Annotated in this window: 22 protein-coding genes and 8 tRNA genes; 9 read left to right on the top strand and 21 right to left on the bottom strand. The window is 60.0% G+C overall.

The window, feature by feature from the left end; all coding sequences use genetic code 11:
* Nucleotides 1–24 precede the first annotated feature (24 nt).
* The 4 genes from ybeY to KUV52_RS02360 all read right to left on the bottom strand — a co-directional run bounded on the left by ybeY (nucleotide 25) and on the right by KUV52_RS02360 (nucleotide 3,339).
* Complete coding sequence (gene ybeY / locus KUV52_RS02375; RefSeq protein ID WP_222524327.1) at nucleotides 25–471, bottom strand: rRNA maturation RNase YbeY; 447 nt, start codon at nucleotides 469–471, stop codon at nucleotides 25–27.
* Nucleotides 471–1,529, bottom strand: a complete 1,059-nt coding sequence (locus KUV52_RS02370; RefSeq protein ID WP_222524326.1) for a PhoH family protein — start codon at nucleotides 1,527–1,529, stop codon at nucleotides 471–473. Before KUV52_RS02370 ends, ybeY begins: the two co-directional genes overlap by 1 nt.
* 9 nt (nucleotides 1,530–1,538) lie before the next feature.
* Nucleotides 1,539–2,969, bottom strand: coding sequence for a tRNA (N6-isopentenyl adenosine(37)-C2)-methylthiotransferase MiaB (miaB, locus tag KUV52_RS02365; protein ID WP_222524325.1), 1,431 nt, complete (start codon nucleotides 2,967–2,969; stop codon nucleotides 1,539–1,541).
* A gap of 76 nt (nucleotides 2,970–3,045) precedes the next feature.
* Entirely contained in the window at nucleotides 3,046–3,339 is a 294-nt protein-coding gene (locus tag KUV52_RS02360; protein WP_222524324.1) for a hypothetical protein, read from the bottom strand.
* A gap of 183 nt (nucleotides 3,340–3,522) precedes the next feature.
* Here KUV52_RS02360 and KUV52_RS02355 point away from each other — a divergent pair, with 183 nt between their 5' ends.
* Together KUV52_RS02355 and KUV52_RS02350 are read left to right on the top strand one after the other, a co-directional pair.
* Nucleotides 3,523–4,689: an FAD-dependent oxidoreductase gene (locus tag KUV52_RS02355; protein ID WP_222524323.1), complete on the top strand. Its 1,167-nt coding sequence runs from the start codon at nucleotides 3,523–3,525 to the stop codon at nucleotides 4,687–4,689.
* Nucleotides 4,690–4,695: 6 nt separating this feature from the next.
* Nucleotides 4,696–6,771 carry an FUSC family membrane protein gene (locus tag KUV52_RS02350; RefSeq protein ID WP_222524322.1) on the top strand — a complete coding sequence of 692 codons (2,076 nt, stop codon included), beginning with the start codon at nucleotides 4,696–4,698 and terminating at the stop codon, nucleotides 6,769–6,771.
* Here the strand turns inward: KUV52_RS02350 and KUV52_RS02345 are convergent.
* Nucleotides 6,701–7,966: a sensor histidine kinase gene (locus KUV52_RS02345; protein ID WP_222524321.1), complete on the bottom strand. Its 1,266-nt coding sequence runs from the start codon at nucleotides 7,964–7,966 to the stop codon at nucleotides 6,701–6,703. The two genes, KUV52_RS02350 and KUV52_RS02345, sit on opposite strands and share 71 nt — an antisense overlap.
* Nucleotides 7,963–8,658, bottom strand: a complete 696-nt coding sequence (locus tag KUV52_RS02340) for a response regulator transcription factor (RefSeq protein ID WP_222524320.1) — start codon at nucleotides 8,656–8,658, stop codon at nucleotides 7,963–7,965. Before KUV52_RS02340 ends, KUV52_RS02345 begins: the two co-directional genes overlap by 4 nt.
* A gap of 132 nt (nucleotides 8,659–8,790) precedes the next feature.
* Here KUV52_RS02340 and KUV52_RS02335 point away from each other — a divergent pair, with 132 nt between their 5' ends.
* The 4 genes from KUV52_RS02335 to KUV52_RS02320 all read left to right on the top strand — a co-directional run bounded on the left by KUV52_RS02335 (nucleotide 8,791) and on the right by KUV52_RS02320 (nucleotide 13,724).
* Nucleotides 8,791–9,795 (top strand): glycosyltransferase family 2 protein, encoded by a 1,005-nt coding sequence (locus KUV52_RS02335; RefSeq protein ID WP_222524319.1) that lies wholly within the window; start codon nucleotides 8,791–8,793, stop codon nucleotides 9,793–9,795.
* On the top strand, nucleotides 9,792–11,174 hold the full coding sequence (locus tag KUV52_RS02330; protein ID WP_222524318.1) for an ArnT family glycosyltransferase: 1,383 nt from the start codon (nucleotides 9,792–9,794) through the stop codon (nucleotides 11,172–11,174). The genes KUV52_RS02335 and KUV52_RS02330 overlap by 4 nt, the downstream gene beginning before the upstream one ends.
* Nucleotides 11,171–11,575, top strand: coding sequence for a GtrA family protein (locus KUV52_RS02325; RefSeq protein ID WP_222524317.1), 405 nt, complete (start codon nucleotides 11,171–11,173; stop codon nucleotides 11,573–11,575). Before KUV52_RS02330 ends, KUV52_RS02325 begins: the two co-directional genes overlap by 4 nt.
* A 178-nt stretch (nucleotides 11,576–11,753) precedes the next feature.
* On the top strand, nucleotides 11,754–13,724 hold the full coding sequence (locus KUV52_RS02320; RefSeq protein WP_222524316.1) for a TonB-dependent copper receptor: 1,971 nt from the start codon (nucleotides 11,754–11,756) through the stop codon (nucleotides 13,722–13,724).
* Between the two features lie 182 nt (nucleotides 13,725–13,906).
* Here KUV52_RS02320 and KUV52_RS02315 read toward each other — a convergent pair.
* From KUV52_RS02315 to lolB, 15 genes are all read right to left on the bottom strand, one after another.
* A tRNA-Gln gene (locus KUV52_RS02315) sits at nucleotides 13,907–13,981 on the bottom strand.
* 32 nt (nucleotides 13,982–14,013) lie between these two features.
* Nucleotides 14,014–14,088, bottom strand: a tRNA-Gln gene (locus KUV52_RS02310).
* Between the two features lie 32 nt (nucleotides 14,089–14,120).
* Nucleotides 14,121–14,195, bottom strand: a tRNA-Gln gene (locus KUV52_RS02305).
* Between the two features lie 30 nt (nucleotides 14,196–14,225).
* Nucleotides 14,226–14,302: transfer RNA gene (locus tag KUV52_RS02300), tRNA-Met, on the bottom strand.
* A gap of 63 nt (nucleotides 14,303–14,365) precedes the next feature.
* Nucleotides 14,366–14,440: transfer RNA gene (locus tag KUV52_RS02295), tRNA-Gln, on the bottom strand.
* A gap of 5 nt (nucleotides 14,441–14,445) precedes the next feature.
* Nucleotides 14,446–14,530 (bottom strand) — tRNA-Leu (locus KUV52_RS02290).
* A gap of 10 nt (nucleotides 14,531–14,540) precedes the next feature.
* Nucleotides 14,541–14,617: transfer RNA gene (locus KUV52_RS02285), tRNA-Met, on the bottom strand.
* 276 nt (nucleotides 14,618–14,893) lie between these two features.
* The gene (gene ychF, locus KUV52_RS02280; protein WP_222524315.1) at nucleotides 14,894–15,985 is read right to left on the bottom strand and encodes a redox-regulated ATPase YchF; all 1,092 of its coding nucleotides are present in this window, start codon (nucleotides 15,983–15,985) and stop codon (nucleotides 14,894–14,896) included.
* A 23-nt stretch (nucleotides 15,986–16,008) separates the two neighbouring features.
* Nucleotides 16,009–16,605: an aminoacyl-tRNA hydrolase gene (pth, locus tag KUV52_RS02275; RefSeq protein ID WP_222524314.1), complete on the bottom strand. Its 597-nt coding sequence runs from the start codon at nucleotides 16,603–16,605 to the stop codon at nucleotides 16,009–16,011.
* Between the two features lie 2 nt (nucleotides 16,606–16,607).
* Nucleotides 16,608–17,240, bottom strand: coding sequence for a 50S ribosomal protein L25/general stress protein Ctc (locus KUV52_RS02270; protein ID WP_222524313.1), 633 nt, complete (start codon nucleotides 17,238–17,240; stop codon nucleotides 16,608–16,610).
* 231 nt (nucleotides 17,241–17,471) lie between these two features.
* Nucleotides 17,472–19,475, bottom strand: coding sequence for a bifunctional metallophosphatase/5'-nucleotidase (locus KUV52_RS02265; RefSeq protein ID WP_222524312.1), 2,004 nt, complete (start codon nucleotides 19,473–19,475; stop codon nucleotides 17,472–17,474).
* Nucleotides 19,476–19,675: 200 nt separating this feature from the next.
* Nucleotides 19,676–20,623 (bottom strand): ribose-phosphate pyrophosphokinase, encoded by a 948-nt coding sequence (locus KUV52_RS02260; protein ID WP_222524311.1) that lies wholly within the window; start codon nucleotides 20,621–20,623, stop codon nucleotides 19,676–19,678.
* Nucleotides 20,624–20,847: 224 nt separating this feature from the next.
* Nucleotides 20,848–20,922, bottom strand: a tRNA-Gln gene (locus tag KUV52_RS02255).
* A 13-nt stretch (nucleotides 20,923–20,935) separates the two neighbouring features.
* Complete coding sequence (gene ispE, locus KUV52_RS02250) at nucleotides 20,936–21,778, bottom strand: 4-(cytidine 5'-diphospho)-2-C-methyl-D-erythritol kinase (protein ID WP_222524310.1); 843 nt, start codon at nucleotides 21,776–21,778, stop codon at nucleotides 20,936–20,938.
* Complete coding sequence (lolB, locus tag KUV52_RS02245; RefSeq protein ID WP_261389827.1) at nucleotides 21,778–22,368, bottom strand: lipoprotein insertase outer membrane protein LolB; 591 nt, start codon at nucleotides 22,366–22,368, stop codon at nucleotides 21,778–21,780. The genes ispE and lolB overlap by 1 nt, the downstream gene beginning before the upstream one ends.
* A 150-nt stretch (nucleotides 22,369–22,518) precedes the next feature.
* On the opposite strand from lolB, the gene hemA reads away from it, so the two are divergent.
* From hemA to prmC, 3 genes are all read left to right on the top strand, one after another.
* Nucleotides 22,519–23,769, top strand: a complete 1,251-nt coding sequence (hemA, locus tag KUV52_RS02240; protein WP_222524308.1) for a glutamyl-tRNA reductase — start codon at nucleotides 22,519–22,521, stop codon at nucleotides 23,767–23,769.
* A gap of 95 nt (nucleotides 23,770–23,864) precedes the next feature.
* On the top strand, nucleotides 23,865–24,947 hold the full coding sequence (prfA, locus tag KUV52_RS02235) for a peptide chain release factor 1 (RefSeq protein WP_222524307.1): 1,083 nt from the start codon (nucleotides 23,865–23,867) through the stop codon (nucleotides 24,945–24,947).
* Entirely contained in the window at nucleotides 24,948–25,787 is an 840-nt protein-coding gene (prmC, locus tag KUV52_RS02230) for a peptide chain release factor N(5)-glutamine methyltransferase (RefSeq protein ID WP_222524306.1), read from the top strand.
* The last annotated feature ends 6 nt before the right edge of the window (nucleotides 25,788–25,793 follow it).

Raw genomic sequence — 25,793 nt, 5'->3', positions numbered from 1 at the left:
TGGGTTTTGGATCTGACAGAGAGATTACCGCTCTTGATAGGGATCGGCAATGCCGATCTGCGCCAGCAGTTGACGCTCAAGCGATTCCATCTCTTCCGCCTCGTCATCCTCGATGTGATCGTAGCCGATCAGATGCAGACAACCATGGATCACCATATGGGCCCAATGGTCCATCGGTGCCTTGTGCTGCTCCTCCGCTTCCCGAGCCACAACAGCTGCGCAGATCACCAGATCGCCCAGCAGCGGCAGGTCGATGCCCGGCGGGGCTTCGAAGGGGAAAGAGAGGACATTGGTAGGCTTATCTTTACCACGGTAGTCCCGGTTCAGCTGCTGGCTTTCCGCTTCGTCGGTGATGCGGATGGTCAGCTCGGCATCGGGACGGTCGGCCAGAGCCAGAGCGGCCCAGCCTTCCAGCTGGGCCTGGGAGGGCAGGTTGTCGGCCTCAATGGCCAGTTGCAGATCCAGATCCATTATTGGGCCTCATCCGGATTTTGCGCTGCCAGTTGCTCGGTCCGGCGCTGACGCTCCTGCTCCGCTTTCTTGCTGCGCTCAGCTTCCTCGTAAGCCTCGTAGGCTTCCACCACCTGAGCCACCACCGGGTGACGTACCACGTCGCCACTCTGGAAGAAGTTAAAGCTGATGGTGTCGACGTCGCGCAGTACCTCAATGGCATGACGCAGACCGGAGCGGGCGCCCCGGGGCAGGTCCACCTGAGTGATGTCACCGGTGATCACCGCACGGCTGTTAAAGCCGATACGGGTCAGGAACATCTTCATCTGCTCAACGGTGGTGTTCTGACTCTCATCCAGAATGATAAAGGCGTCATTGAGGGTACGACCACGCATGTAGGCCAGCGGGGCCACTTCAATGACATTGCGCTCAATCAGTCGCTCCACCCGCTCAAAGCCCAGCATCTCGAACAGGGCGTCGTAAAGGGGGCGCAGATAGGGGTCAACCTTCTGAGACAGGTCACCGGGCAGGAAGCCCAGTTTTTCGCCCGCTTCCACCGCAGGACGGGTCAGCAGGATGCGGCGCACCTCCTGACGTTCCAGCGCGTCTACCGCTGCTGCTACCGCCAGGTAGGTTTTACCGGTACCGGCCGGGCCGATGCCGAAGCAGATATCGTGGGTAATGATGTTGCGGACATACTGAGCCTGGTTGGGGTTGCGGGGCTTCAGCACGCCACGCTTGGTCTTGAAGAAGACCTCCTTGCCCATGGCGCTGTCGTCCTCCGCTTCCAGCGCCACCAGTTCCTGAATCGCCAGGTGCACCCGCTCCGGATCCAGGTCCGGAAGCTGGTTTTTCACTGGGGCGGTATCCACGTACAGCGTCTTCAGCAGCTCAATGGTGCCCTGGGCACGATGGGGTTGGCCGACGACGACAAAGTGGTTGCCACGGTAGCTGATCTCGACGCCGAGGCGGCGCTCAATCTGCTTCAGGTTATCGTCAAACGGCCCGCACAGCGCAGCCAGTCGCTGGTTATGTGCAGGCTCTAGAAAGACCTCTAAGGTCAGCAGTTTATTGCTCACAGTGTCCCTTTAGGGCTGGTAAGTCGCCACGCCCAACTCGTCCGGCTGACCGTTGGGGCGATTCTTCAGGATCTCTGCGGGGCGAAGCTCGCGGCGCAGGTCCATCTCCTGTTCGGTACGGATCAGGTTACCACGCAGAGAGTGGGGCAACACCTCGGTGATCTCCACATCCACAAAGGTCCCGATCAGTTCGACGTCACCCTCAAAGTTAACCACACGGTTGTTCTCTGTGCGACCCCGAAGCTCCATGGCGTTCTTTTTGGAGACGCCCTCAACCAGAATGCGCTGCACGCTGCCCAGCATGCGGCGGCTGAACTGCATCGCCTGCTGGTTGATGCGCTCCTGCAGGATGTAGAGGCGCTGCTTCTTGGTCTCTTCAGACACGTCATCCACCATATCGGCCGCCGGGGTGCCCGGGCGGGGGCTGTAGATGAAGGAGAAGCTCTGATCGAACTCAATGTCAGCGATCAGCTTCATGGTGTCTTCGAAATCCTGGTCGGTTTCGTTGGGGAAACCCACGATAAAGTCGGAGCTGATATGGATATCCGGACGCACTTTACGCAGACGACGGATGATCGACTTGAACTCCAGCGCGGTGTGGTTGCGCTTCATCATGGTCAGGATGCGATCGGAACCGCTCTGAACCGGCAGGTGCAGGAAGTCCACCAGTTCTGGCACATCGGCGTAGGCGTCGATGATGTCCTGGGTGAATTCAACCGGGTGGCTGGTGGTGTAACGCAGGCGGTCGATGCCGTCGATGGCGGCGACGTAGCGCAGCAGATCGGAGAAGCGGCAGATCTCACCGTCGTGGGTTTCGCCACGGTAGGCGTTCACGTTCTGACCCAGCAGATTGATCTCACGGACACCCTGTTCCGCCAGTTGGGCAATCTCATACAGAACGTCGTCCAGCGGACGGCTGACCTCTTCACCACGGGTGTAGGGCACCACACAGAAGGTGCAGTACTTGTTACAGCCTTCCATGATGGAAACAAACGCGGTGGCGCCTTCTGCGCGGGGCTCCGGCAGACGGTCAAACTTCTCGATCTCGGGGAAGGAGACATCCACGACGCCTTTCTCACCAGCCTGGATCTTAGCGATCATCTCAGGCAGACGGTGCAGGGTTTGCGGACCGAATACGATATCAACGTAGGGAGCGCGCTCACGGATGGCATCGCCTTCCTGGGAGGCCACACAGCCGCCAACACCGATCACCAGGCCCGGATTGATGTCCTTCAGCGGGCGCCAGCGGCCCAACTGGTGAAACACCTTTTCCTGCGCTTTTTCGCGAATGGAACAGGTGTTCAGCAGCAGAACATCCGCCTCTTCGGCTTCTTCGGTGAGGGTGTAACCGCCAAAAGCATCAAGCAGATCCGCCATTTTGGCTGAATCGTACTCGTTCATCTGGCAGCCCCAGGTCTTAATGTGCAGTTTTTTGCTCATCAATCAGCGTCGCTCCGGAAAAAATAGCGAAGTATTTTATACCCGAATGTCGACGCTGGCCAGTTGTTGCGCGGCCTCAGGGTTGGCAGTGACGGGGGTTGAAAGCCATGTCGGCAGTGCCGTTGGCGTGAATCTCTTCCTCTTCAGACTCTTGGGCCACCTGATAATGCTCGCCCCATTGCGACAGGGTGTCATGAACCTGGCGCTGGATGTCCAGTACCAGCTCATAACGGATGGTGGCGCGTGCGAGGTTGATCTCATCCACGATGGAATTGCTTTCGCGTTGGCCGTAAACGGTGTATTGGGCGTCAACCGCTTGGGCGATCGGGGCCATCAACGTCAAACTCAGAATCAGCGGGAGCGGTTTCATAACAGTGTCTCCTTGGTCTCTTCCCTTACTCAGACAGGTTGAGCATAGAGGTCGGTTGCGTCTTGCTCCGGGTCAGATGTAAGCGGATGTGAGTAGAATCGCTGTCATTGACCTTTTATTACTTAACCCCGGCTTTTGACATAGAATGGGGCCATCTTTTTACCGTTCTGAAATCGCATCGATATGGAGCAGTACGACATCCTGATTGTGGGCGCCGGCATGGTCGGGGCCGCCAGCGCTTGTGCCCTGGCCAAGCGAGGTTTCTCGGTGGCCATTGTGGAGGCTTTTGAGCCCCAGCCCTTCTCGCCTGAGCAGCCGCTGGATCTGCGGGTCAGCGCCATTAGCGCCGCTTCAGAGCGTCTGCTTGATGACCTTGGCGCCTGGCAGGCGATCGCTGCCATGCGGATGGCGCCTTATCAGGTGTTGGCGACCTGGGAGTGGCAGCGTAGTGAAGTGCGATTCGATGCCAGCGAAACGGGGCGCAGCCACCTTGGGCATATCATCGAGAACCGGGTGGTGCAGCTTGGCTTGTGGCAGGCGATGAGCCAGCACAGCAACATCAGGCTGTTAACCGGAACGGCTCCCTCAAAGGTGTGGCAGGAAGCCGATGGCGCCTACCTGACGGTGGGCGACCAAACCCTGAAGGGGCGTTTGATTCTGGGGTGTGACGGTGCCCGTTCCCGGGTACGCGATGCCGCTCAAATCGGCCTGACCGGCTGGCAATACCGGCACCATTGTCTGGCGGTTAACATCAAGACGGCCTCCCCTCAGCAGGCGATCACCTGGCAGGAGTTTACCCCGTCCGGCCCGCGCGCCTTTCTGCCCCTGGCCGGTCCGCACGGCTCTCTGGTCTGGTACGACAGCCCCGAAAAAGTGGCGCAGCTGATGCGGCTCGATGACACCGCCCTGAAGGCGGCCATTGTTCAGGCCTTCCCCGAGCGCCTGGGTGAGTTCACCATTGAGGGGCGGGGCAGCTTCCCGCTGACCCGTCAGCACGCCCAGCACTATTTCCGTGACCGTCTGGTGCTGTTGGGCGACGCCGCTCACACCATCAATCCGTTGGCGGGGCAGGGGGTGAACCTGGGCTTTAAGGATGTGATGGAGCTGGCCACAGTGCTGGGCCACGCTCTGGACTGTGGCGAAGCCTGGGACAGCCTTGAGGTGCTCGCCCGTTACGAGCGTCCCCGTCGTCGGGACAATCTGTTGATGCAATCCACCATGGACCTGTTCTACACCCTGTTCTCCAATGACCGCTTGCCACTGAAACTGGTGCGTAACCTGGGGTTGATGGCGGCGCAGAACGCCGGACCGGTCAAAACCCAGGTGATGCGTTACGCCATGGGGCTATAAGGGCCAGTGCGGAAGCTCTGGTTCAATCCCGCTTTTAATCAGTCACTCCGGCTGACGCTGGCGTTGATTCTGGCCCTGGGGATGGCCTATCCCCTGGGGCTGGTTGGCCCCACCGCACTGTCGATGCTGGCACTGCCTGCGGTGCTGGTGTCCGCACTTGACCAACCCTCTCCCCACTGGTGGCGACGCATCGCCTTTGGCATTGGCGGCTTTGTTCTGGCCAGTGGCCTGACCGCTACCCTGACTCACCATACGCCCGCCTTGTTGCCCGCCTGGTTTGCCCTGCTCGGGCTGGTTCTGGGCGGTCTGGCGGCCTGGGGTGAGTTGGCCGGACGGCTGGGGATAGGAATGCTGGTGATGGCGGTGGCTGGCCTTGCGACCGCACCTCAGGGGCCGCCCTGGCTGTTGGCATTGAACTTTGGCGCCTGTGTATTGTGGTTGATGGTCTTCAGTGCGCTTTGGTATCGGCTTTGGCGCCACTATCCGCTGCGGCAAAGCCTGGCCGACACCTATCGGAGCCTGGCGAAGATCCTGCTCGACCGGCCCGGCCAATTGAGGGCAAAGGGGTTGCCGGTGGAGTTTGATTCCGCCCTGGGGGAGCAGATTGCGCTGTGTCGCCAGCAACTGCAGGCGTTTGGTCGCCAGGGGGACATTGCGCCACTGCGTAACGCCTTTGTCGCGGCGGTGGATCTGCAGGAGCGGCTTCAGGCCACCCCCCATCCGGAGCAGGCCAAGGCGCTGTTTACCCGACCGGACATCTACCCGCTCTACCGTGATTGGACCCGTGCAGTGGCGGTGCAGTTGCGGCGGTTAGCGCGGGACCTGTCTCAACAGCGGCCATTGACCAGCGATGATCGCCACCAGGCGTTTGCCGAACCCTTGATTGCCGCTTTGCAGCCCCTGGCGGAAGCGGGTGGCCCCCGAGGCATGGTGGCCTACTACATGATTGGCAATGTTCGTCGTATCTCCCGCCTGGCGGAGCGGGTCGCGCCCCTGTATCAGCGAGACCTTTTGCCCGTCACGGAGCCAGATTGGCGAACCCGCCTGCGCAGCGTCTGCCGCTGGTCCTCTCCAGTGGCCCGTGGAGCGGTGCGGCTGGCGGTGTTGCTGGCTGCCGGCTCAGCGATCAGCCGCGCTATCGGGCTCGACAACAGTTACTGGATTCTGACCACCATCGTGATGGTGACCCAAAGCAGCTATGTGGCTACCCGCAATCGGGTGGGGCAACGGGCCGCGGGCACCTTTGCCGGGCTGGCCATCGGCGCCCTGCTGGTGTGGTTGGGTTTCCACGCCGAAGCGGCGCTGGTTCTGGCCCTGCTGCTGGTGCCGGTGACGTTGGCGCTGAGGCCGATCCACCACGGATTAACCATCACCAGCGCCACCACCATGTTGGTGTTGATGTTCGAATACTTTGGGGTGGGGGGCGATGCCATCCTGCTGCCGCGAATGCTGGATACTCTGATTGGCTGCGTGTTGGTGTTTGTGGCATTCCGCTGGCTTTGGCCACAGTGGCAGGGGGGCCGCCAGAATGTCTTGCGCAAGCAGGCGCTGGCCCATCTCCATCGCTACCTGCAACGGGTGCTGATGGCGCTTGAGGGAAAAGAGGTTGAACCGGTGCAACTGGCCAGAAGCCGTCGCCTGGCTTACGAACAGGGCATCAGCCTGACCGCCAGTTTCCAGCAGATGAAACAGGAACCGGGTTACCGTGATGAGGCCACCAGCCTGGCGTTGCTGGCTCAGTACAAGGGGGCCATGAGCCAGATTAACGCCGTGGTGCCCTTTGCCCGTCGTGGTGTGGTGCTGGAGCCGGAAGTGGCTGAGCGCCTGCGACAGAGCTTCGATGAGGCCTATAAGGTCTGGGCGGCGACCCTGGAGGGGCAGCCCCACAAGTGGCCACCGCAGCTGGATGAAGCGTCAAGCTGGCTGTCGGAGCAGTTGATGCAGCAACAGCCCAACCGGGCGGGCTTTGTGCTGTACCAGATGGCGCTGCTGCTGGAGCGTTACCAGCGCCTCAGCGGCTTGCTGGCGGCCCAAACCGGATCTGTGCCTGACACCCCCCTTCAGGACGGTTCTCCAGGCTAAATTGCCAGCCGTAGCGGTGGCAGAGATCCGTGACGATAAGCAGCCCCAGCCCATGCCCCTCATCGGAACCTTGTGACTCGTCCAGTCCCAGACCGGGATCGCTGATGGTCAGGCTCTCCCAATCCTGATGGATCTGAATGGTCCCCTCCGGTGTGGCGCCGATGGCGTTTCGCACCAAGTTACCTACCACCATGGCCACCACCGCTTCACTCGCCTCAATGGTGGGTTCGCCGGTTACCGTCAGGGCAAACTCGATTGGCTTACCCTGAGCGGCGGGCCGGTTCTGTTCCAGAATCGCCTCCAGTTCCGCCTGGCTCAGTAACCGGCTAAGACGCTCCTCATGGCGCTCGTAACGCACCAAGCTGAGCAGCGCCTCCACGGTTTCCTCCATTCGGGTTGCGGCACTGACGATGCGCTGCTGCTGACGTTGCCTGAAGGCGGGCTCTCCACCGCTGTCCAACAAACGGGCGGCACCACGGATGATGGTCAGCGGGGTACGCAACTCATGGCTGGTGTAGCGGGCAAATGCCTGCTCTCGCTTCAGCAGGCGATTAACCTCACGGCGATAATGGTTCAACTCATCCGTGAGGATCTGGAACTCCCGGGCTGCTCCGGGCGTAATGGTAAAGGGGCGCTCTGGATCGCCCTGGTGCGCCACCAATTGATGACTCAGGTCGTTGACCGGTTTGATCAGCCTCGCCGACAGTCGGATCAACACCGCGCCCAGGCTGGAGAGCAGTATCGCTGTGATCGCGATGATCACCAGGCTAATCAACCCCCCTTCATGTTCGGTTAACTCCAGGGGTTCGGCGTGTGCAAGAAGATAGATGGGCTTTTGCTCATCGCCCTGGTAGTACCGGTCAACCAGAATGAAAAACTCGCCATAGTCGGTCTGAATCTCTGCCTGCTCGCGGACCGCATAACGATACTGATCCGGAATAAACGCTGGCAGCGCAGCTGGGTCGTTGTAGGCAAAGGTCACTTCATCCAACTGCTGAGGGCCGGTTGCGCCAGTCAGGTACAGTGCCTCGGCGAACCCGCGATTGGCCTCCAGATGGCGCAGGCTGACGTTATCCTCTGCCAGCATGATCGCTTCACGGATCAGCAGGTAGAGCACCAGGCCGACCAGAACCGCCAGTCCGGCAAAGACCAACGCCAGCTTTCGTGTCATGGTTGAGGTGGAACTGCGCTTCATGATTCCGGGATCTCCAGGCGAAAGCCGATCTTGGGTACGGTCACCAGCATCGGTATGGCAAAGGGACGATCAAGCTGATTACGCAGCTGGTAGATGTGGCTGCGCAGCACCTCGTTATTGGGTTCACCATCCGGCCAGAGCGTGTCACACAGGGTTTCCCGGGTGACGATCTCTGGCGCTGAGCGGCAGAGCAGGTCCAGGATCGTGTAGGTGGTGGGATTCAGGGCCAGAGGGCGCCCCTGTCGAGTCGCGGTCCGGGTTCGCGGGTTCAGCACCAGCTCCCCAAACTGGCGCTCCAGCGGCGTCACCTGACCCCGGTAGCGTCGTACCAGTGCACAGAGACGGGCCTGCAGAATGTCCAGATCAAAGGGTTTTGCCAGGTAGTCATCTGCGCCACAGTCGAAGCCGATAAGGGTGTCCTCCCGGCTGCCCAGAGCGGTCAGCATCAGAATGGGGGTACGCTTGCCCTCCTGACGCAACGCCTTGCACAGGGTTCGGCCATCCATTCTGGGCAGCATCAGGTCCAGGATGATGGCATCAAAATCCTGCTCCCGGGCCAGTTTCAGGCCCAACTCACCATTGTCGGCGTAATCCAGCACCACCCCCTGTGCCTCAAAGAAATCAAAGATGATTCCCGCCACGTCCCGGTTGTCTTCCACCAGTAGAAGTCGTTTTAACACCTGTTCTTTCATACCGCGCTGTTCACTGTCGTTAAGGTGCCGCCGCCATCGTGAAAAAAATGTCGACGACGTTTTTTTCACGATGGGTTTGGAGAATGGGCGCCACCGGCCACTCGGCCAGCTTGCCAACATTGTGAGAGAGCGATGCTGAAACTGAAAGCGCTACCTGCGGATGAAATCGCCCCCATCACCCTGAGTGTGATAGTTCCCCTCTATAACGAAACCGAAGTGCTGCCAGTGCTGCACCGACGTTTGACCGCAGTGCTGGATGCGCTGCCTGACCGTTGTGAGATCGTCTATGTGGACGATGGCAGCGCCGATGACAGTCATCAACTGGCCCAGCGCCTGCCCAGAAGCAGCAGTGACCACCTGTGTCTCTCACTGAGTCGCAATTTTGGCAAAGAGGCCGCCATGAGTGCTGGCCTGGCTTACGCCCGGGGGCAGGCGGTGATCCTGCTGGATGCCGACCTTCAGGACCCACCGGAATTGATCCCTGAGATGCTGGCCAAATGGCGGGCAGGGTATGACGTGGTCAATATGCAGCGGCGTCGTCGATTGGGGGAAAGCTGGTTTAAGCGCACCTCGGCGGCGGCCTACTACCGCATTCTCAACTGGTTGTCCGATATGCCCATTCCGGAGAATGTCGGCGACTTTCGCCTGCTGAGCCGTCAGGTCGTGGACCAACTTAACGCGCTGCCAGAGCGCAGTCGTTACATGAAGGGACTGTTTGCCTGGCCGGGTTTTCGTCAGGTGACACTCCAGTTTGACCGCGACCCCCGCGAAGCGGGCCAAACCAAGTGGAACTACCCCAAGCTGGTGGGGCTGGCGATGGATGGCATCACCGCCTTCAGCATCAAGCCGTTGCGGCTGGCCACCTGGACCGGACTGACCATCGCCATCAGCGCCTTTCTCTATGGTGCCTGGGTGGTGGCCAAAACCCTGATATGGGGTGAGCCGGTGGCAGGCTATCCCTCTCTGATGGTGGCGGTTCTGGCTCTCGGGGGCGTCCAGTTGCTTGCTATGGGGCTGCTGGGTGAATACCTCGGGCGGGTCTATATCGAAACCAAAGGGCGGCCCAACTATCTGGTGGAGGAAGTGGTAGAGCTGCCCCGTAGCGTGCTGCATCGTGCCAAGGAGGTGCAGCAATGATCCGCACCCGTACCCTCTGGTTCCTGGCCGCTTTTGCCCTGTTGCTCCGCCTGGCGACATTGGGGGCCTACCCACTGATGGACACCACGGAGGCGCGCTACGGTGAGATGGCCCGCATCATGGTGGAAACCGGTAACTGGCTGACGCCTCAGTTTGATTACGGCGTGCCGTTTTGGGGTAAGCCGCCGCTGCACACCTGGATGAGTGCCGGAACCATGGCTGTGCTGGGAGACAACGAGTTTGCCGCCCGGGTACCGCACTGGATCGCTGGACTGCTGACCCTGGGCCTGGTGGTTTCTCTTGCACGACGCCAACGCATCAATCCGGCTCTGACAGCGCTGGTACTGGCCAGTTGTGCCATCTTCGCCGTCGCGGCTGGCGCTGTGATGACCGATATGGCGCTGACCCTGGGGCTGACTCTGGCGATGATGGGGTTCTTTCTGGGTTGGCTGGGGCACTACCGTTGGGGGTACGTGGCGTTTGTAGGGTTGGCTATCGGTCTGCTGGCCAAGGGGCCAGTGGTGATTGTCCTGATGGCGCTGGCGGTTGGGCCCTGGCTGATGATGCAGCATGGATTCAAGGGCGCGTTTGTGGCGCTGTGGCAACGCTTTCCGCTGTTGTCCGGCACTCTGCTGATGCTGGCAGTTGCCGCCCCCTGGTATGGGCTGGCGGAGCAGGCCACGCCGGGCTTCCTGAACTACTTCCTGGTGGGAGAGCACTTCTCTCGCTTTGTGGAGAGTGGCTGGCAGGGAGACCTGTACGGTTCTGCTCACGATGAGCCCAGGGGCACCATCTGGCTGTTCTGGCTCTACAGCGCTTTGCCCTGGTCGCTGCTGCTGCCCTGGGTGGTATGGCGTCGACGCGGTCAGTTGGGGCCGATCGATCGTCCCTGGGTCAGTTTCCTGCTGTTGTGGATGGTTGCCCCCATGGTGCTCTTTACCCTGGCCGGCAACATTCTGCCCGCCTATGTGCTGCCGGGCATTCCGGCGATGGCACTGTTGATTGCCACACTGGTCCGTGAGCGGGAGGTCCCGGTCGTGGCGGGTGCCAGTCTGGTGACGCCCCTGTTGCTGGTGGTGGCGATGGTGGCTCTGACCGGTTTCGGATTGAGTGAGAAGAAGAGCGACAAAGCGCTGCTGACGGAGCTGCCGGAAGCGCCGTTGTACTACTGGCAGAAACGCCCCTTCTCCGGTCAGTTCTACTCCGGAGGACAGGCCAGACTGGCCCGTTCCCTCTCTGAACTGCCAACGCAGGGGACCTTCTACCTGGCAGGCCGTCCGGGCTCGCTGGCTCAGCCTCTGGAGAGCGCTAGCTACCAGTGTCAGCCGCAGCGCCAGAGCGGCAAACGGGTGCTCTACCGCTGTGAGGCGACTCAGTGAGCCGCCGGTTCCTGCAGTTTGCTCTGGTTGGCGCGGTGGGGTTTGGTGTCGACAGCCTGGTATTCATCCTGTTGTGGCAAGTGGCGGGAAGCTCGGTGCAACTGGCTCGGGTGGTGGCCTTTGTCGTGGCCGCCACGACCACCTGGTACTGCAATCGGCGCCTGACCTTCGCCGACCGACCGGCGCAACCCTGCCTGACACAGTGGCGACGGGCATTGACCAGTGCGCTGTTGGCGGCACTGCCCAATCTTGGGGTGTTTCAACTGCTGTTGATGTTGCTGGGCCACCAGGGGTGGGCGCCCTATATCGCGATGGTCGGTGGGGTGCTTGCGGGTATGGGCGTGAACTACTTTGCCAGTCAGATCTGGGTCTTTGCCCCGGCGTCTAAGTCCAGCCCCTGAGTCTCTCCCCTCACTGACATTTTCCCATCCTGATCCCCGGTGCCTCTTCAGGCACCGGCTGCTGCGGCATATTGTCGCACCCTGTCGCACCATCCTTGGCCTTTTCCCCAAAGGGAGTAAAACGGCGTTATCCCATGGCACTTGCCCCGCGCTGAGCAATCAAAAGGATTGAGTTTTCATGCCTGTTAGCAAGTATTTGGCCGTTGCCGCGGCCGTAAACCTGGCGTTGGCCATGCCGGCTTTCGCCGATAAGAACAGTGACTGTACCGAGGAGGGCCGTTGCGACGAATACCAGGTCATCACCGCCGAGGTGATGCAATCTCCTCTGACCGTAGTGACCGATCCCAAACTGCCGCGACAACCGCTGCCAGCCTTTGATGGCTCCGGTTTCCTGCGCACCATTCCCGGCTTCAATGTGATCCGCAAGGGGGGCGCTGGCGGCGACATCACCCTGCGTGGCATGGCTGGCTCCCGGGTGAATATCGTCAACGACGGCCAGCAGGTGGGCGGCACTTGCGGTGGCCGTATGGATCCGCCCACCAACTACATCTCTCCCGATACCTACGAGCGGGTCGAGGTGATTAAGGGCCCGCAAACCGTGAAATACGGTCCGGTGGGCTCTGCCGGGACCGTGCTGTTTGAGCGCGACCATTTCGGCTTGCTGGAACCGGGCACCGAAGGGCGCGCCAGCATGACCTTTGGCAGCTTCGAGCGTAAGGATTACGCGATGGAGCTGGTCACCGGCACTGCCGACCACTACTGGCGCATCGATGCCAACCACTCCGAGAGCGATGACTTCAAGGATGGTAATGGCGACACCATGCAGTCGAGCTACGACCGTGACAACTTCCACACTGCCATCGGCTGGACGCCGGATGCGGAGTCGGTGGTGGAGTTGAGCTACGGCTTCTCCTCCGGTTCGGCGGAGTACGCGGACCGCGCCAACAAGGCGCGACAGATCGACAATGAGAACGCCACTCTGCTGATGCGCACAGGGTCTGATCTGGATTGGCTCAAGCTGGTGGAGTTCCAGGGTTACTACAACCAGAACGACCACATCATGGATCAGTTCGATAAGCCGGATAATACCGCTCCCGGTGCCAACCCTCGGCGCACCAATATCGGTGGCCACCTCTGGTTCGAACTGACGCCGAGTGACAATTGGGAACTGCTTCTGGGCATCGACTACCTGGACAGCACCCAGGATATGCGCAACGGCCTAAGCCTGGACGAACTGCTGGGCAATGCGTTTGAGGACGTCTACAGCAAAGAGAACCTGGGCCTGTTGTTGGAGTCTGACTGGCAGGTGGGCCCGGGTAAGATGGTGGCCGGTGCCCGATATGACCGCTACGAGCAGACTTTGCTGGGCAGTTGGTCCGGCGCCAACAAAGTCAATGAGCGTACTGAAAACCTGGTCAGCGGTTTTGGCCGCTACGAGTGGCTGTTGGAGCAGCACCAGCTGTACGCCGGTGTGGGTTATGCCCAACGCGTCGCCGACTACTGGGAGATCATGAAGTCCGGTCAAAACCTGATTCTGGATCCGGAGCAGACCACTCAGTTGGATGTGGGCTGGATCTACCAAGGGCCGGTGGAGCTGTCTGCCTCACTGTTCTATGCCGACATCCAGGACTACATCCTGATCGACAACAACATGCCCTCAGCGCGCAATGTTGACGCCACTCTATGGGGCGGTGAACTGGGGATGAACTACCGTTTTGCCCAGTACTTCAAGCTGACTACCACCGTGGCCTATACCCATGGTGACAATGACACCGACAAGGTCGCACTGGGTCAGATCTCTCCGCTGGAGGGGCGTATCGCTCTGGATTATGAGAACGACAACTGGGTGTTCGGGGCGCTGTGGCGTCTGGTGGACAACCAGGATCGCGTGGCCGTGGGGCAGGGCAACATCGTGGGGCAGGACCTGGGGGAAACCGCAGGCTTCGGTGTGCTCTCCCTGAATGGTGCCTGGAAGCACGGTGAGTCTATCCGCCTGAGCTTTGGCATCGATAACGTCTTTGACAAAGCGTACGCCGAGCACGTCAGCAAGGCGGGCTCCGGCAATGACATGCTGCCGCCCGAGGAGCGCACCATCCGGGTCAATGAACCGGGACGCAATGCCTGGGTGAGGCTGGACTACCAGTTCTGAGAATTCATCAACCTCGTCAAGTAAAGCGGCTCCGAAAGGGGTCGCTTTTTTTTGCCCCTTGTTGTCCAAGGCGGTCATTGCAGTGTGGGTGGCTTGATTGTGACGTTGTGAAGTAAAGGCGAGAGGAGTCAGTTGGTTGGGCAAAAACGACAAAAGCCCGCACAAGGCGAGCTTTTGGAAGATGGCTGGGCTACCAGGATTCGAACCTGGGAATGGCGGGATCAAAACCCGCTGCCTTACCGCTTGGCGATAGCCCAACTAGGGTGAACAACCGGAGTCGTTCGAAAGATGGCTGGGCTACCAGGATTCGAACCTGGGAATGGCGGGATCAAAACCCGCTGCCTTACCGCTTGGCGATAGCCCAACTGGGGGGAACAACCGAAGTCGTTCAAAAGATGGCTGGGCTACCAGGATTCGAACCTGGGAATGGCGGGATCAAAACCCGCTGCCTTACCGCTTGGCGATAGCCCAACTGGGGTGATTGCTGATGCAATCGAAAAATGGTGGCTATGGCGGGACTTGAACCTGCGACCCCAGCATTATGAGTGCTGTGCTCTAACCAGCTGAGCTACATAGCCACGGAAACCGTGTTGATTGGGTGGTACCCAATCGATGCCCGACAATGTCGCACATCTAAAAGATGGCTGGGCTACCAGGATTCGAACCTGGGAATGGCGGGATCAAAACCCGCTGCCTTACCGCTTGGCGATAGCCCAACAGATGGTGCGGAAGGAGAGACTTGAACTCTCACGCCTCGCGGCGCCAGAACCTAAATCTGGTGCGTCTACCAATTCCGCCACTTCCGCATCGCAAAAATGGTGGCTACGGCGGGACTTGAACCTGCGACCCCGGCATTATGAGTGCCGTGCTCTAACCAGCTGAGCTACGTAGCCATCGTTTCTTGCCTCCCATCGCTGGGAGCGGGGCGTATTATGCTTAGTCCCCCCCACAGCGTCAACTGCTTTTGCGGCGAAATCTTTCCAAACGGGACCGTTCGCGTGGAAAATAGTCAGACTAGGTAAAGATGCAGCAATTCGCCCTCACGGGTGATGAAAAAGCGATCGGCCCCGGCGTCCGATTTTGCCAGAAAGTGGCTGGCAGGGAAGGCTGAACGACACAAAAAAAAGCCCGGCATAGCCGGGCTTTTTCACAGTAAAAAGGCGAACTGCTCAGACGTTGAACAGGAAGTGGATCACATCGCCATCTTTTACGATGTAGTCCTTACCTTCAGAGCGCTTCTTACCCGCTTCCTTGGCGGCGTTCTCGCCCCCCAGGGCGATGTAATCGTCATAGGCGATCACTTCAGCACGGATGTAGCCACGCTCGAAATCGGTGTGGATCTTACCGGCGGCCTGCGGACCGGTGGCGCCAACAGGGATGGTCCAGGCGCGCACCTCTTTTACACCGGCGGTGAAGTAGGTTTGCAGGTTGAGCAGATCGTAACCGGAGCGGATCACACGATTCAGACCCGGCTCTTCAATGCCCAGGTCCGCCATAAACTCTTCGCGCTCTTCATCTTCCAGTTCGGCGATCTCGGATTCGATCTCGGCACACACCGGAACCACAACCGCATTCTCCTGGGCGGCGATTTCACGCACCTGGTCCAGGTAGGGGTTGTTCTCGAAGCCGTCATCGTTCACGTTGGCGATGTACATGGTCGGCTTGAGGGTCAGCAGACCCATGTACTGGATGCGGGCTTTCTCTTCCGGCTCCAGAGCCACGGAGCGGGCCATACCGCCTTGCTCCAGCACCGGCAGCACCTTCTCCAGTACCACCATCTCGGCTTTGGCGTCTTTGTCGCCGCCTTTGGCGCGCTTGGCCAGACGCTGCAGCGCTTTCTCTACGGCGTCCATATCAGCCAGAGCCAGTTCGGTGTTGATCACCTCAATGTCCTCAGCCGGGTTCACGCCACCCGCAACGTGCACGATGTTGTCGTTTTCAAAGCAGCGAACCACGTGACCGATGGCATCGGTTTCACGAATGTTGGCCAGGAATTTGTTGCCCAGGCCTTCGCCGGTGGAAGCGCCTTTTACCAGGCCGGCAATGTCCACGAACTCCATGGTGGTGGGCAGCACTCGCTGGGGGTTGACGATTTTGGCCAGGGCATCCAGGCGCTGGTCCGGCACCGGTACCACACCGGTGTTCGGCTCAATGGTACAGAAGGGGAAGTTGGCCGCTTCGATGCCGGCCTTGGTCAGCGCGTTAAAGAGAGTGGATTTGCCCACGTTCGGCAGACCCACGATACCGCATTTAAAACCCATGGTGTTGTTAACCTTTACGTCAGTTAGGCCGGTTGGGCCGTGAAGGTATGAAGTCGATTTTGAGCCTTGGTGATGCCATCGCGCAGCAGAATGTCGATACTGCGGCTGGCTTCATCGATGGCCTCCTCAATGGCGCGTTGCTCCTGCGCCGGGGCCTTGCCCAGGACGTAGCCGGATACCCGGTTACGATCGCCCGGATGGCCGATGCCGATCCGCAGACGATAAAACTCTTTGTTGTTGCCCAGGGCCCGGATGATGTCCTTCAGACCGTTGTGCCCACCGTGACCGCCGCCTTTCTTAAAGCGGGCCACGCCCGGGGGCAGGTCCAGTTCATCGTGGGCCACCAGGATCTCTTCCGGCGCCAGGCCATAGAAATTGGCCATCGCCCCAACGGCTTTGCCGGAGAGGTTCATAAAGGTGGTGGGGATCAGCAGACGCAGATCCTGGCTGCCGGATTGGATACGTCCGGTCAGGCCGAAAAATTTGCTTTCGCTTTTCAGCGTCACGTTATGGGCGCGGGCCAGTTCATTGACCAGCCATTCACCGGCATTGTGACGGGTATGGGCGTATTCGGGGCCTGGGTTCGCCAGGCCCACGATCAAACGGATGTTGTTGCTCACCGTTACTCTTGTGTCTCTTCGCTGTCAGCCTCGGTGTCACCTTCACCCTCTTCACTGCCACCTTTCGGCGGCTGGATGCTGAGTACCGACAAGTCATTGTCGGATCCGGCTTCCAAGTTGGGGATCTCAACACCCTTCGGCAGTTTCAGGTCCGACAGGTGCAGGGTGTCCCCGGTGTTCAGGTTGAGGATGTCCACCTCGATAAATTCAGGCAGGTCCTTGGGCAGGCAGCGTACCGTCACCTCGTTGACAAGGTGCATGACGGTGCCTCCGGCGCGGACGCCGGCCGAGTCCTCTTCATTGGCAAAACGCAGTGGCACGGTGGCGCTCATCGCCTCGCCGCGCTTAACGCGTTGGAAATCCACATGAAGCAGTTTGGGCTTATAGGGGTGGCGCTGCATCGCTTTCACGATCGCTTCCACCTTTTTGCCATCGATTTTCAGGGTCAGGATTTGGCTGTAAAACGCCTCCTGTTCCTGGGCTTGGTTGACTTTGTTGTGGTCCAGTGTAATGGCCACAGGAGCTTCGTCTGCACCGTACAACACTGCGGGCAATCGTTCTGCCCGCCGCAACCGGCGGCTCGCACCGGTGCCTTTCTCGGTACGGACTTCAGCGTCGAATTCAAAATGCGACATGGTCCGTTCTCCTTGTGTGGGTGTCATACCCCGCCTCGCGACCAAGACAGGGTTTTATCCTTTTAGACGAGTCCCGGCAGATCACCAAGGGAAATGCCGGCGCGGTAGTCTACCACTTTGATGGCGAATCGCTCAAACCAGCAGGAAAAATGGGGGGAGGGGCGGCGTTACAGGGTTGGCGCCAAGCTAAAAAAAAGCCCGCCATATCGGCGGGCTTGTTCCGGCTGTGCCTTATTGTGCGCGTTGCAGAGTCACCGGCGGGTAGGCCATCTCTACCAGCTCAGTGCGGGCATCGCGGATGTACTCGATTACCGACAGAGCGTCGGTGTTGCACTCGGCACCGGCCTGATCGCAATCCGGTGCGCCATCAGCATAGACCGCGCTGTAGCCGCTGCCATCGAACACCACCTTCTCAACCGGGTAAACCGCGGGTTCGCCGTTCACCAGGATGATGTCAAAACGCTTGGCGCTTTCCGCCTGGGCGTCATACAGAGCGGTCCAGTCGTCATTACCGTTGGCGTTGTAGTTGGTCATCACCACGTTGTAGGTGCGGCTGTCTTCCAGGGCTGCCCATTGCGGATCCGCTTCGGTGCCGGTGCGCAGTTCCAGCGTGTCGATGTGACCGGATACCTGAGCGTCAGTCTCCTTGAACAGGTAGCGGGCTCCCCCGATGTAGGGGAACTTACCCATATGAGCGGAGTCCGGCAGAGCCAGGGTGATGGTCTCGTTGAGCAGTTGGCGGATTTCGGCTCCGGTCAGCTCCAGCACGGACAGGTAGTTGGAGAAGGGCAGCAACTCCAGCGCGACGTTACCTTCGTAGTAGGCGCCTTCATCAATATTGGTGCGAACGCCACCGGCGCCCACCAGCGCGAGGTCGACCTCCATACCGGTCAGGGCGACCACTTCAGGCAGGTTGGCCCAGTAGAGCTGCCCTTCGGCCACGATCGGTGCCACCCGGGAGCCATGCTCGTCGATGCCGTTATCGCCGGGGCGACGCTCATGGAGCAGCGTCTGGGGAACCTGGGCAATCACTTCACCATAGGCTTCGTCCAGAGCGGGCTTGTAATAGGTATCGATGTGCGTGCGCAGGGATGGGTCTTCCGCCTGAATGCGGATGTTGTCCTGAGCGGCAATAAAGTTCTCAACCTCGGCGTGGGCGGCGCCCACCAGACGGTCACTCTCTGCGCGCTGGCTTTCGGCGTAGAAGGTTTCGGAGGAGAGCAGGGTGTTGCCACCGCCACACTGTTTCACGGCGCCCTGGGCATCAAACTCCACCTGGGCCTGGCCTACCGCCTGGGCATATTGACCCGCCTGGACCACACAGGTGATGCCACCGTTGGGCGTCTGCACCAGCTGCGCGTACTGCACGTCGCTTTCGGCCATGCCCAGGTTGCTGAAATCACCCAGCAAGGAGTGGGAGTGGCCACCCACGATCACATCGATGCCATCAACGCCTTCCGCCAGGGCGATGTCGCGGCTGGTCCCCAGGTGGGTCAGCGCGACGATCTTGTTGACACCCAGTGCCTTCAATTCGTTGACGGCGGCCTGAGCGGTCTCAATCTCGTTCTGGAAGGTGACGTCACCGACGTTAGGGGAGATGGTGGGCATGTCCTGCAGCACCACGCCCAGAACGGCGACCAACTGCTTGTCTTTGGGCAGGTTGGTCAGGTCGGTCAGACGGGTCTTCTCGTTGCCATCAAACGCGTAGATGGCGTAAGGCTTCAGGTTGCTGACCTCGGCCAGGTTGGCGTCTTGGCTGACGTCCATGTTGGCACCCAGTACCGGGAAGGTGACGTTGTTGATGAACTCCGCCAGGGTGGCGTTGTCCAGGTCAAATTCGTGGTTGCCCACCGCCATCGCATCCAGACCCATGCGGCTCAGAATGTCGGCGTTCATGCGACCGTTGTTCAGCTTGAAGTAGCCGGTGCCTTGCCAGGCATCGCCACCATGCAGGAACAGCAGGCTCTGGTCCTGACGCTCAGCACTCTCTTTGATGTCATTAACGGCGCTCAGCAGACGCGGGTGGCCACCAAACTGGTTATACACCGCCTGGCCATCACGCAGTGACGGATTGGCAAAGCTGCTGTTGATGGGATCGAAGTTGGAGTGGGTGTCGTTGATGTGGGCGATGGTGAGCGAGAAGGCAGTCGCCGGGTTGTTGTTGTCGGAGCTGCTGCCACAACCGGCCATCAGGCCTGCCAGGGCAACGGCAACACAGGTGCGTTGTAGGTTCATCAATCTGGTCTCTTTATTATGGTGAAACTGGGTCGCCACTCCGTGGCGGCCTATGTGTATCACCCAAAAAAGATGCGGATGTGACAGGGAGTCGGAGCCGTGATCGGGATCACGAAGTTATTTCGGCGGGTGGGAAAGGGAAGGGGCGGAGAAAACAAAAACGCCCCGCATAGGCGGGGCGTTTGGTGCAAGCTTGAGGCTTAGTGCTCAAACATCGCAGAGATGGACTCTTCGTTGCTGACGCGGCGGATCGCTTCGGCCAGAACCTGGCTCATGGTCAGCTGAGACACTTTACCAGTGGCCTTCATCTCATCCTGCAGCGGGATGGTGTCGGTCACGATCACTTCGTCGATAACAGACTCGCGGATGTTCTGGGCGGCATTGCCGGAGAACACCGGGTGAGTGGCGTAGGCAAACACGCGGCGGGCGCCATGCTCTTTCAGGGCCTCAGCGGCTTTGCACAGAGTGCCACCGGTATCGATCATGTCATCGACGATGATGCAGTCGCGGTCCTTCACGTCACCGATGATGTGCATCACCTGAGACACGTTGGCACGCGGACGACGCTTGTCGATGATGGCCAGGTCGCTGTCGTCCAGCAGTTTGGCAACGGCACGGGCACGTACAACACCACCGATGTCCGGAGAGACCACAACCGGGTTGTCCAGGGCTTTGGCGCGCATGTCTTCCAGCAGCACCGGGCTACCGAACACGTTGTCCACCGGTACGTCGAAGAAGCCCTGGATCTGCTCAGCGTGCAGGTCACAGGTCAGAACGCGGTCAACACCCACGCTGGACAGGAAGTCGGCAACCACTTTGGCGGTGATCGGCACACGGGCGGAGCGTACACGACGGTCCTGACGGGCGTAACCAAAGTAGGGGATAACGGCAGTGATGCGGCCGGCAGAGGCGCGACGCAGGGCGTCGACCATTACCACCAGTTCCATCAGGTTGTCGTTAGTGGGGGCACAAGTGGACTGGATAATGAATACGTCAGCGCCGCGTACGTTTTCATTAATCTGGACGCTGATCTCTCCATCGGAGAAACGACCCACTTCGGCTTCACCCAGGGTGGAGTACAGGCGTTGGGCAATGCGACTGGCAAGTTCCGGCGTGGCGTTGCCGGCAAAAAGCTTGATGTCGGGCACAGGTAGAACCTCAGGCTTATTGACTTGGGTGGAAGACCGCGCGCCTGGGATTGAGGACCCAGCGGCGTGCTGGTCATTCTCCGTATACTTCTACTTCATCTGATCGGCAAGATTCCGATACGAGTGTCAAAAATGCCTCTGGGGCACCCTCCGGTCCCGCCGGAAGGTGGGATGCGACCGCTCAGCCTGGACACACTGAAACGCATTGGACGCAATCCGGATTATGGCTGGGCTACCAGGATTCGAACCTGGGAATGGCGGGATCAAAACCCGCTGCCTTACCGCTTGGCGATAGCCCAGTGGACTGTTGTTTTACTGACCCAGTTTAGCCTGCAGCGGCGACAGGTTGCAGCCTTTAGCCACAAATCCCCGCCATTGGGCGGGCAGTTGAGCCAGGGCGGCCTGCGCCTGGGTTTGGTCGGAAAAACGCCCAAACACACAGCTGCCGGTACCGGTCATTTTCGACGGCGCGTATTCTATCAACCAGCTCAACGCCTTTGCAACTTGGGGGTAGGTGTCGCAGACCACACTTTGGCAGTCGTTCTGCCAGCGTTCCGGCTGAGTTTCCAGGGCGGCAATCTTGGGGGTGTTCCGGGTCAGGTGCGGATGGCCAAACACCGCAGCCGTGCTGACCTCCACATCAGGTACGACCACCAGGTACCAGGGCTCATCCACTTCGACCGGGCGTAACTTCTCGCCAACACCGTCCGCCATGGCGGCGCGACCGCGGACGAATACCGGTACATCGGCGCCCAGAGCCAGGCCCAGCTCCGCCAGTGTGTCTTCGTCTACCTTGGTGTCCCACAGATGATTGAGTGCCACCAGAGTGGTGGCGGCATCGGAGGAGCCGCCGCCCAGTCCGCCACCCATAGGTAACCCCTTATCCAGATGGATAAGGGCGCCTTTATGGGTTCCGGTATGGGACTGCAGACGACGAGCGGCACGGACAATCAGGTTGTCATCATGGGCGACACCCGCCACCTCTGGAGTGAGCGCGATCTCACCGTCCTCGGTGATCTCAAAACTGAGGCGATCGCCCACGTCGAGAAACTGAAACAGCGTCTGCAGTTCGTGGTAGCCATCGGGCCGACGGCCATTGATATGCAGGCAGAGGTTAAGCTTGGCCGGGGCGGGCCAGAAGGCGCTGGTGGACATCAGGGTTCCGGTTGCCAGTGGGAAAGGGCCAATTTTAAGCGTTGATCGCCCCGGCGCAACTCGATCTGCACCGGCACCTTGTAGCCAGATAGCTGCTGCCAGCCCAGGTAGCGCAGCTGCCAGCGCTCTCCGGTTTGCGGATGCACCAGCGCCAGGGAAGACACATCACCAAAATCGTCGTACTTTACGGATTCTGCCCCGCGGGTATCGCCAAGAAGATATCGGCTGATCTGTGACAGAGGCAGGGGCCAGCCGGTCAGTCGTTCGATAAGCTGATCAGCACTATGGCCCTGATGAGTTTCTCCGTCGAAGCGAACCTGGGCTTTACCGGGCTGGCTGTTCAGTACCAGTACCGTAGTGCCCAGTGGCGTAGAGAGGCGGAGATCATCCTGTCCGGAGCTGGTGCGATGGCGCCAGCTAAGATTGGCTGAGAGCCGTTCATCAGGCTGAATCACGGCGAGTTTGCCCCTCAGGTGCCAGTTGGGGGCATCCGCTGCCGGCGCCTCCCCAGGGGGTGTTGGAGTGGCACAACCGGAAATGAGAATAATGAAGAATAAAAGCGGTAACGATTTGAACGGTAGGTTAAGCATTTCTTTCCAACTTTGTGCGCCACGCCTCAGAGATGAGGTTGCGAGCGGTCAGACGTCCCGGTTTTATTTCCATCGCAATCCGCTTTGTGCATAAAATTGTTGAGCCGCCACGGATTGCCAGAAAGATAAGGGCGAGTTAGTTACGAAGCCATGACGTTAGTTGCTATTGGAATCAATCACAAGACCGCCAGCGTGTCGTTGCGGGAAAAAGTGGCCTTTGGCCCGGACATCCTCACCGATGCCCTAAAGAGTCTTGCGGATCAGACCCGAACCGGAGAGGCGGTGATCCTCTCCACCTGCAACCGCACCGAGCTGTACACCAACCAGGTTGAGTGTGAGCGACTGATTCAGTGGTTGAGTCAGTTCCACAACCTCAATGAGTCTGAGCTGCGCGAGTGCATCTATCTGCACACCGGGCAGTCGGCGGTGCATCATCTGCTGCGGGTTTCCGCCGGCCTGGATTCTCTGGTGCTGGGAGAGCCCCAGATCCTCGGCCAGATCAAACAGGCTTTTGCAGACGCGAAGCGCGTCGGCACCATCGCCCATACCCTTGATCGACTGTTCCAGCACACCTTTAAGGTGGCCAAACGGATCCGGACCGAAACCGAAATCGGTTCCTCTGCGGTCTCCGTGGCTTTTGCTGCTGTGAACCTTGCCCGTCACATCTTTGATGACCTGTCCCGCTCACGCGTGCTGCTGGTTGGTGCCGGTGAAACCATTGAACTGGTGGCCCGTCATTTGAGCGAGCAGGGGGTGACCAACATGGTAGTGGCCAACCGTACCCTGGCCCGTGCCGAAGGCATGGCGGCGGAGTTCGGTGCCAAAGCCGTCACCCTTCCGCAGATCCCCGAGCACCTGGCGGACGCGGACATCGTGATCTCCTCCACCGCATCGCCGCTGCCCATCCTGGGTAAAGGGATGGTGGAGAACGCCCTGAAAGCACGCCGTCACCAGCCGATGCTGCTGGTGGACATCGCGGTACCCCGGGACATTGAGTCTGAGGTGGCGGATCTGGAAAGCGCCTACCTCTATACCGTGGACGATCTCCAGGGCATCGTTGAAAAGAACATGGCTTCCCGCCTGGAAGCGGCGGAGCAGGCTGAACTGATTGCTCACGACCAATCCAGCGAGTTTATGAGCTGGCTGCGCAGTCTGGACTCGGTGGCGACCATCCGGGCTTACCGCAACCAGAGCGAGCTGCTTAAGCAGGATGCGTTGCTGAGGGCCCAGGAGCGTCTGGCCCAGGGAGCTGACCCTGAAGCGGTGATGCTGGAGTTGGCCAACAAACTGACCAACAAGCTGATCCACTCCCCGACGCAGGCGCTGTCCAAGGCGGCCCGCTCCGGTGACCTGGATAGCCTGGAGCTCTTGCGCGGTGCCCTTGGCATCGACGACAATTAAGTCATTCTCCATCCCCATTTAGGATGCGAAACGGAAGCCTTAGGCTTCCGTTTTGTTATTTCGCCACGTTTAGGTGGCCGCAATTAAGGTATCCGATGAAGCCGACCGTTTACGCCAAACTGGAAGGGCTGCTGGAGCGCTATGAAGAGGTTCAGGCGCTGCTGGGCGAGCCCGATGTGATCGCCGATCAGGAGCGTTTTCGTGCCCTTTCCAAGGAGTACGCTCAACTTGAAGCCGTCGCTAAGGCTTTCCTGGCGTTTCAGCAGAACCAGGAGGACATCGAGACAGCCACTGAGATGCTGGCTGATCCCGAGATGAAGGAGATGGCTGAAGAGGAGCTGGCGGAAGCCCGTGCCCAGACCGAGGCGCTGGAGGAGGAGCTTCAGATCCTGCTGCTGCCGAAAGATCCCAATGACGATCGCAGTGCCTTTGTGGAGATCCGCGCTGGCGCAGGCGGGGACGAAGCCGCCATTTTTGCCGGTGACCTGCTGCGCATGTACAGCCGCTACGCCGAACAGAAGGGCTGGTCCGTCGAACTGATGTCGGCCAGTGAAGGTGAGCATGGCGGCTACAAAGAGGTGATCGCCAAGTTCAGCGGTGACAGCGTCTATGGCGAGATGAAGTTTGAATCCGGTGGTCACCGGGTGCAGCGTGTGCCAGCCACCGAGTCCCAGGGGCGTATCCATACTTCGGCCTGCACCGTCGTGGTGATGCCGGAGGTGCCGGAAGCGGAAGCGATTGAGATCAACCCGGCTGATCTGAAGGTGGACACCTTCCGGGCGTCCGGTGCCGGAGGCCAGCACGTCAACAAAACCGATTCCGCTGTGCGTATCACCCACATCCCCACCGGCACCGTGGTGGAGTGTCAGGATGAGCGTTCCCAGCACAAGAACCGCGCCAAAGCGATGGCGGTGCTGTCCGCACGCTTGCAGGCTGCCGAAGATGAGAAGCGTAAGGCGGAGGAGACCAACACCCGCCGCTCTCTGGTGGCCTCAGGCGATCGCTCCGAGCGGATCCGCACCTACAACTACCCTCAGGGGCGGGTGTCCGATCACCGCATCAACCTGACCCTGTATCGCCTCACCGAGGTGATGGAGGGCGAATTGAGCGCCCTGATGACCCCCATTCTGCAGGAACACCAGGCGGACCAGCTGGCGGCTCTGGCGGAGGAGGCGTAAGTGCGTCTGGATGCGTGGTTGAGTCAGGCCAGCACCCGGCTGGAGGGGCGGAGTGAGAGCCCCCGGCTGGATGCGGAGTTGCTGCTTCTGTCCCGGCTGGGCAAACCGCGCAGCTTCCTCTTTTCCTGGCCTGAGCATGAACTGCCGCCAGCTCTGGTGGCCAATCTCGAGGGGCTGTTGGCCCGTCGTGAAGCGGGGGAACCCGTGGCCCACCTGACCGGTCAGCGCGAGTTCTGGTCCCTGCCTCTGAAGGTGAACGCCACCACCCTGATCCCCCGCCCCGATACCGAAGCCCTGGTGGAAGCCGCCCTTGGATTGGGCCTGCCAGAACAGGCAGAGGTGGTGGATCTGGGCACCGGCACCGGTGCCATCGCGCTGGCACTGAAAAGTGAACAGCCCAGCTGGCAGATCTCCGCAGTGGATCGCATTGCCGATGCGGCTGCACTGGCTCAGGCCAACAGCGCGGCGCTCGATCTGCCCATCAGGGTGTATGAGGGCAGCTGGTTCGAGCCTCTGAGCGGTCAACGCTTTGACCTGGTGATCTCAAACCCCCCTTACATCGACCCGGATGATCCCCATCTGGAACAGGGCGATGTGCGCTTTGAGCCCCGCTCCGCCCTGACTGCAGAGGAGCAGGGGCTGGCGGATATCCGCTACCTGGCTTCTGCCGCACAATCCCATCTGAAGCCGGGTGGTGTGTTGATGGTGGAACATGGCTGGGACCAGGGCGAAGCGGTTCGCGCGATCTTCAACCAGGCAGGGCTTAAGCGGGTGGAAACCGGACGGGATCTGGGCCAACGAGAGCGTTTCACTCTGGGTTTCCTGGCCGGGAACGAGTAATCTAGG

The sequence above is a fragment of the Ferrimonas balearica genome (genome assembly GCF_019802055.1).
GTDB lineage: Bacteria > Pseudomonadota > Gammaproteobacteria > Enterobacterales > Shewanellaceae > Ferrimonas > Ferrimonas balearica_A.
This window is presented reverse-complemented; position numbering and strand designations above follow the sequence as displayed.

Coding starts and splice junctions, on each gene's coding strand:
- prfA (WP_222524307.1), top strand. CDS start 23,865: ATGAAGCCGACCGTTTACGCCAAACTGGAAGGGCTGCTGGAGCGCTAT.
- KUV52_RS02360 (WP_222524324.1), bottom strand. CDS start 3,339: ATGAAACCGCTCCCGCTGATTCTGAGTTTGACGTTGATGGCCCCGATC.
- KUV52_RS02320 (WP_222524316.1), top strand. CDS start 11,754: ATGCCTGTTAGCAAGTATTTGGCCGTTGCCGCGGCCGTAAACCTGGCG.
- ychF (WP_222524315.1), bottom strand. CDS start 15,985: ATGGGTTTTAAATGCGGTATCGTGGGTCTGCCGAACGTGGGCAAATCC.
- KUV52_RS02340 (WP_222524320.1), bottom strand. CDS start 8,658: ATGAAAGAACAGGTGTTAAAACGACTTCTACTGGTGGAAGACAACCGG.
- KUV52_RS02330 (WP_222524318.1), top strand. CDS start 9,792: ATGATCCGCACCCGTACCCTCTGGTTCCTGGCCGCTTTTGCCCTGTTG.
- hemA (WP_222524308.1), top strand. CDS start 22,519: ATGACGTTAGTTGCTATTGGAATCAATCACAAGACCGCCAGCGTGTCG.
- ybeY (WP_222524327.1), bottom strand. CDS start 471: ATGGATCTGGATCTGCAACTGGCCATTGAGGCCGACAACCTGCCCTCC.
- miaB (WP_222524325.1), bottom strand. CDS start 2,969: ATGAGCAAAAAACTGCACATTAAGACCTGGGGCTGCCAGATGAACGAG.
- KUV52_RS02355 (WP_222524323.1), top strand. CDS start 3,523: ATGGAGCAGTACGACATCCTGATTGTGGGCGCCGGCATGGTCGGGGCC.
- KUV52_RS02270 (WP_222524313.1), bottom strand. CDS start 17,240: ATGTCGCATTTTGAATTCGACGCTGAAGTCCGTACCGAGAAAGGCACC.
- lolB (WP_261389827.1), bottom strand. CDS start 22,368: ATGCTTAACCTACCGTTCAAATCGTTACCGCTTTTATTCTTCATTATT.
- KUV52_RS02345 (WP_222524321.1), bottom strand. CDS start 7,966: ATGAAGCGCAGTTCCACCTCAACCATGACACGAAAGCTGGCGTTGGTC.
- KUV52_RS02265 (WP_222524312.1), bottom strand. CDS start 19,475: ATGAACCTACAACGCACCTGTGTTGCCGTTGCCCTGGCAGGCCTGATG.
- KUV52_RS02335 (WP_222524319.1), top strand. CDS start 8,791: ATGCTGAAACTGAAAGCGCTACCTGCGGATGAAATCGCCCCCATCACC.
- ispE (WP_222524310.1), bottom strand. CDS start 21,778: ATGTCCACCAGCGCCTTCTGGCCCGCCCCGGCCAAGCTTAACCTCTGC.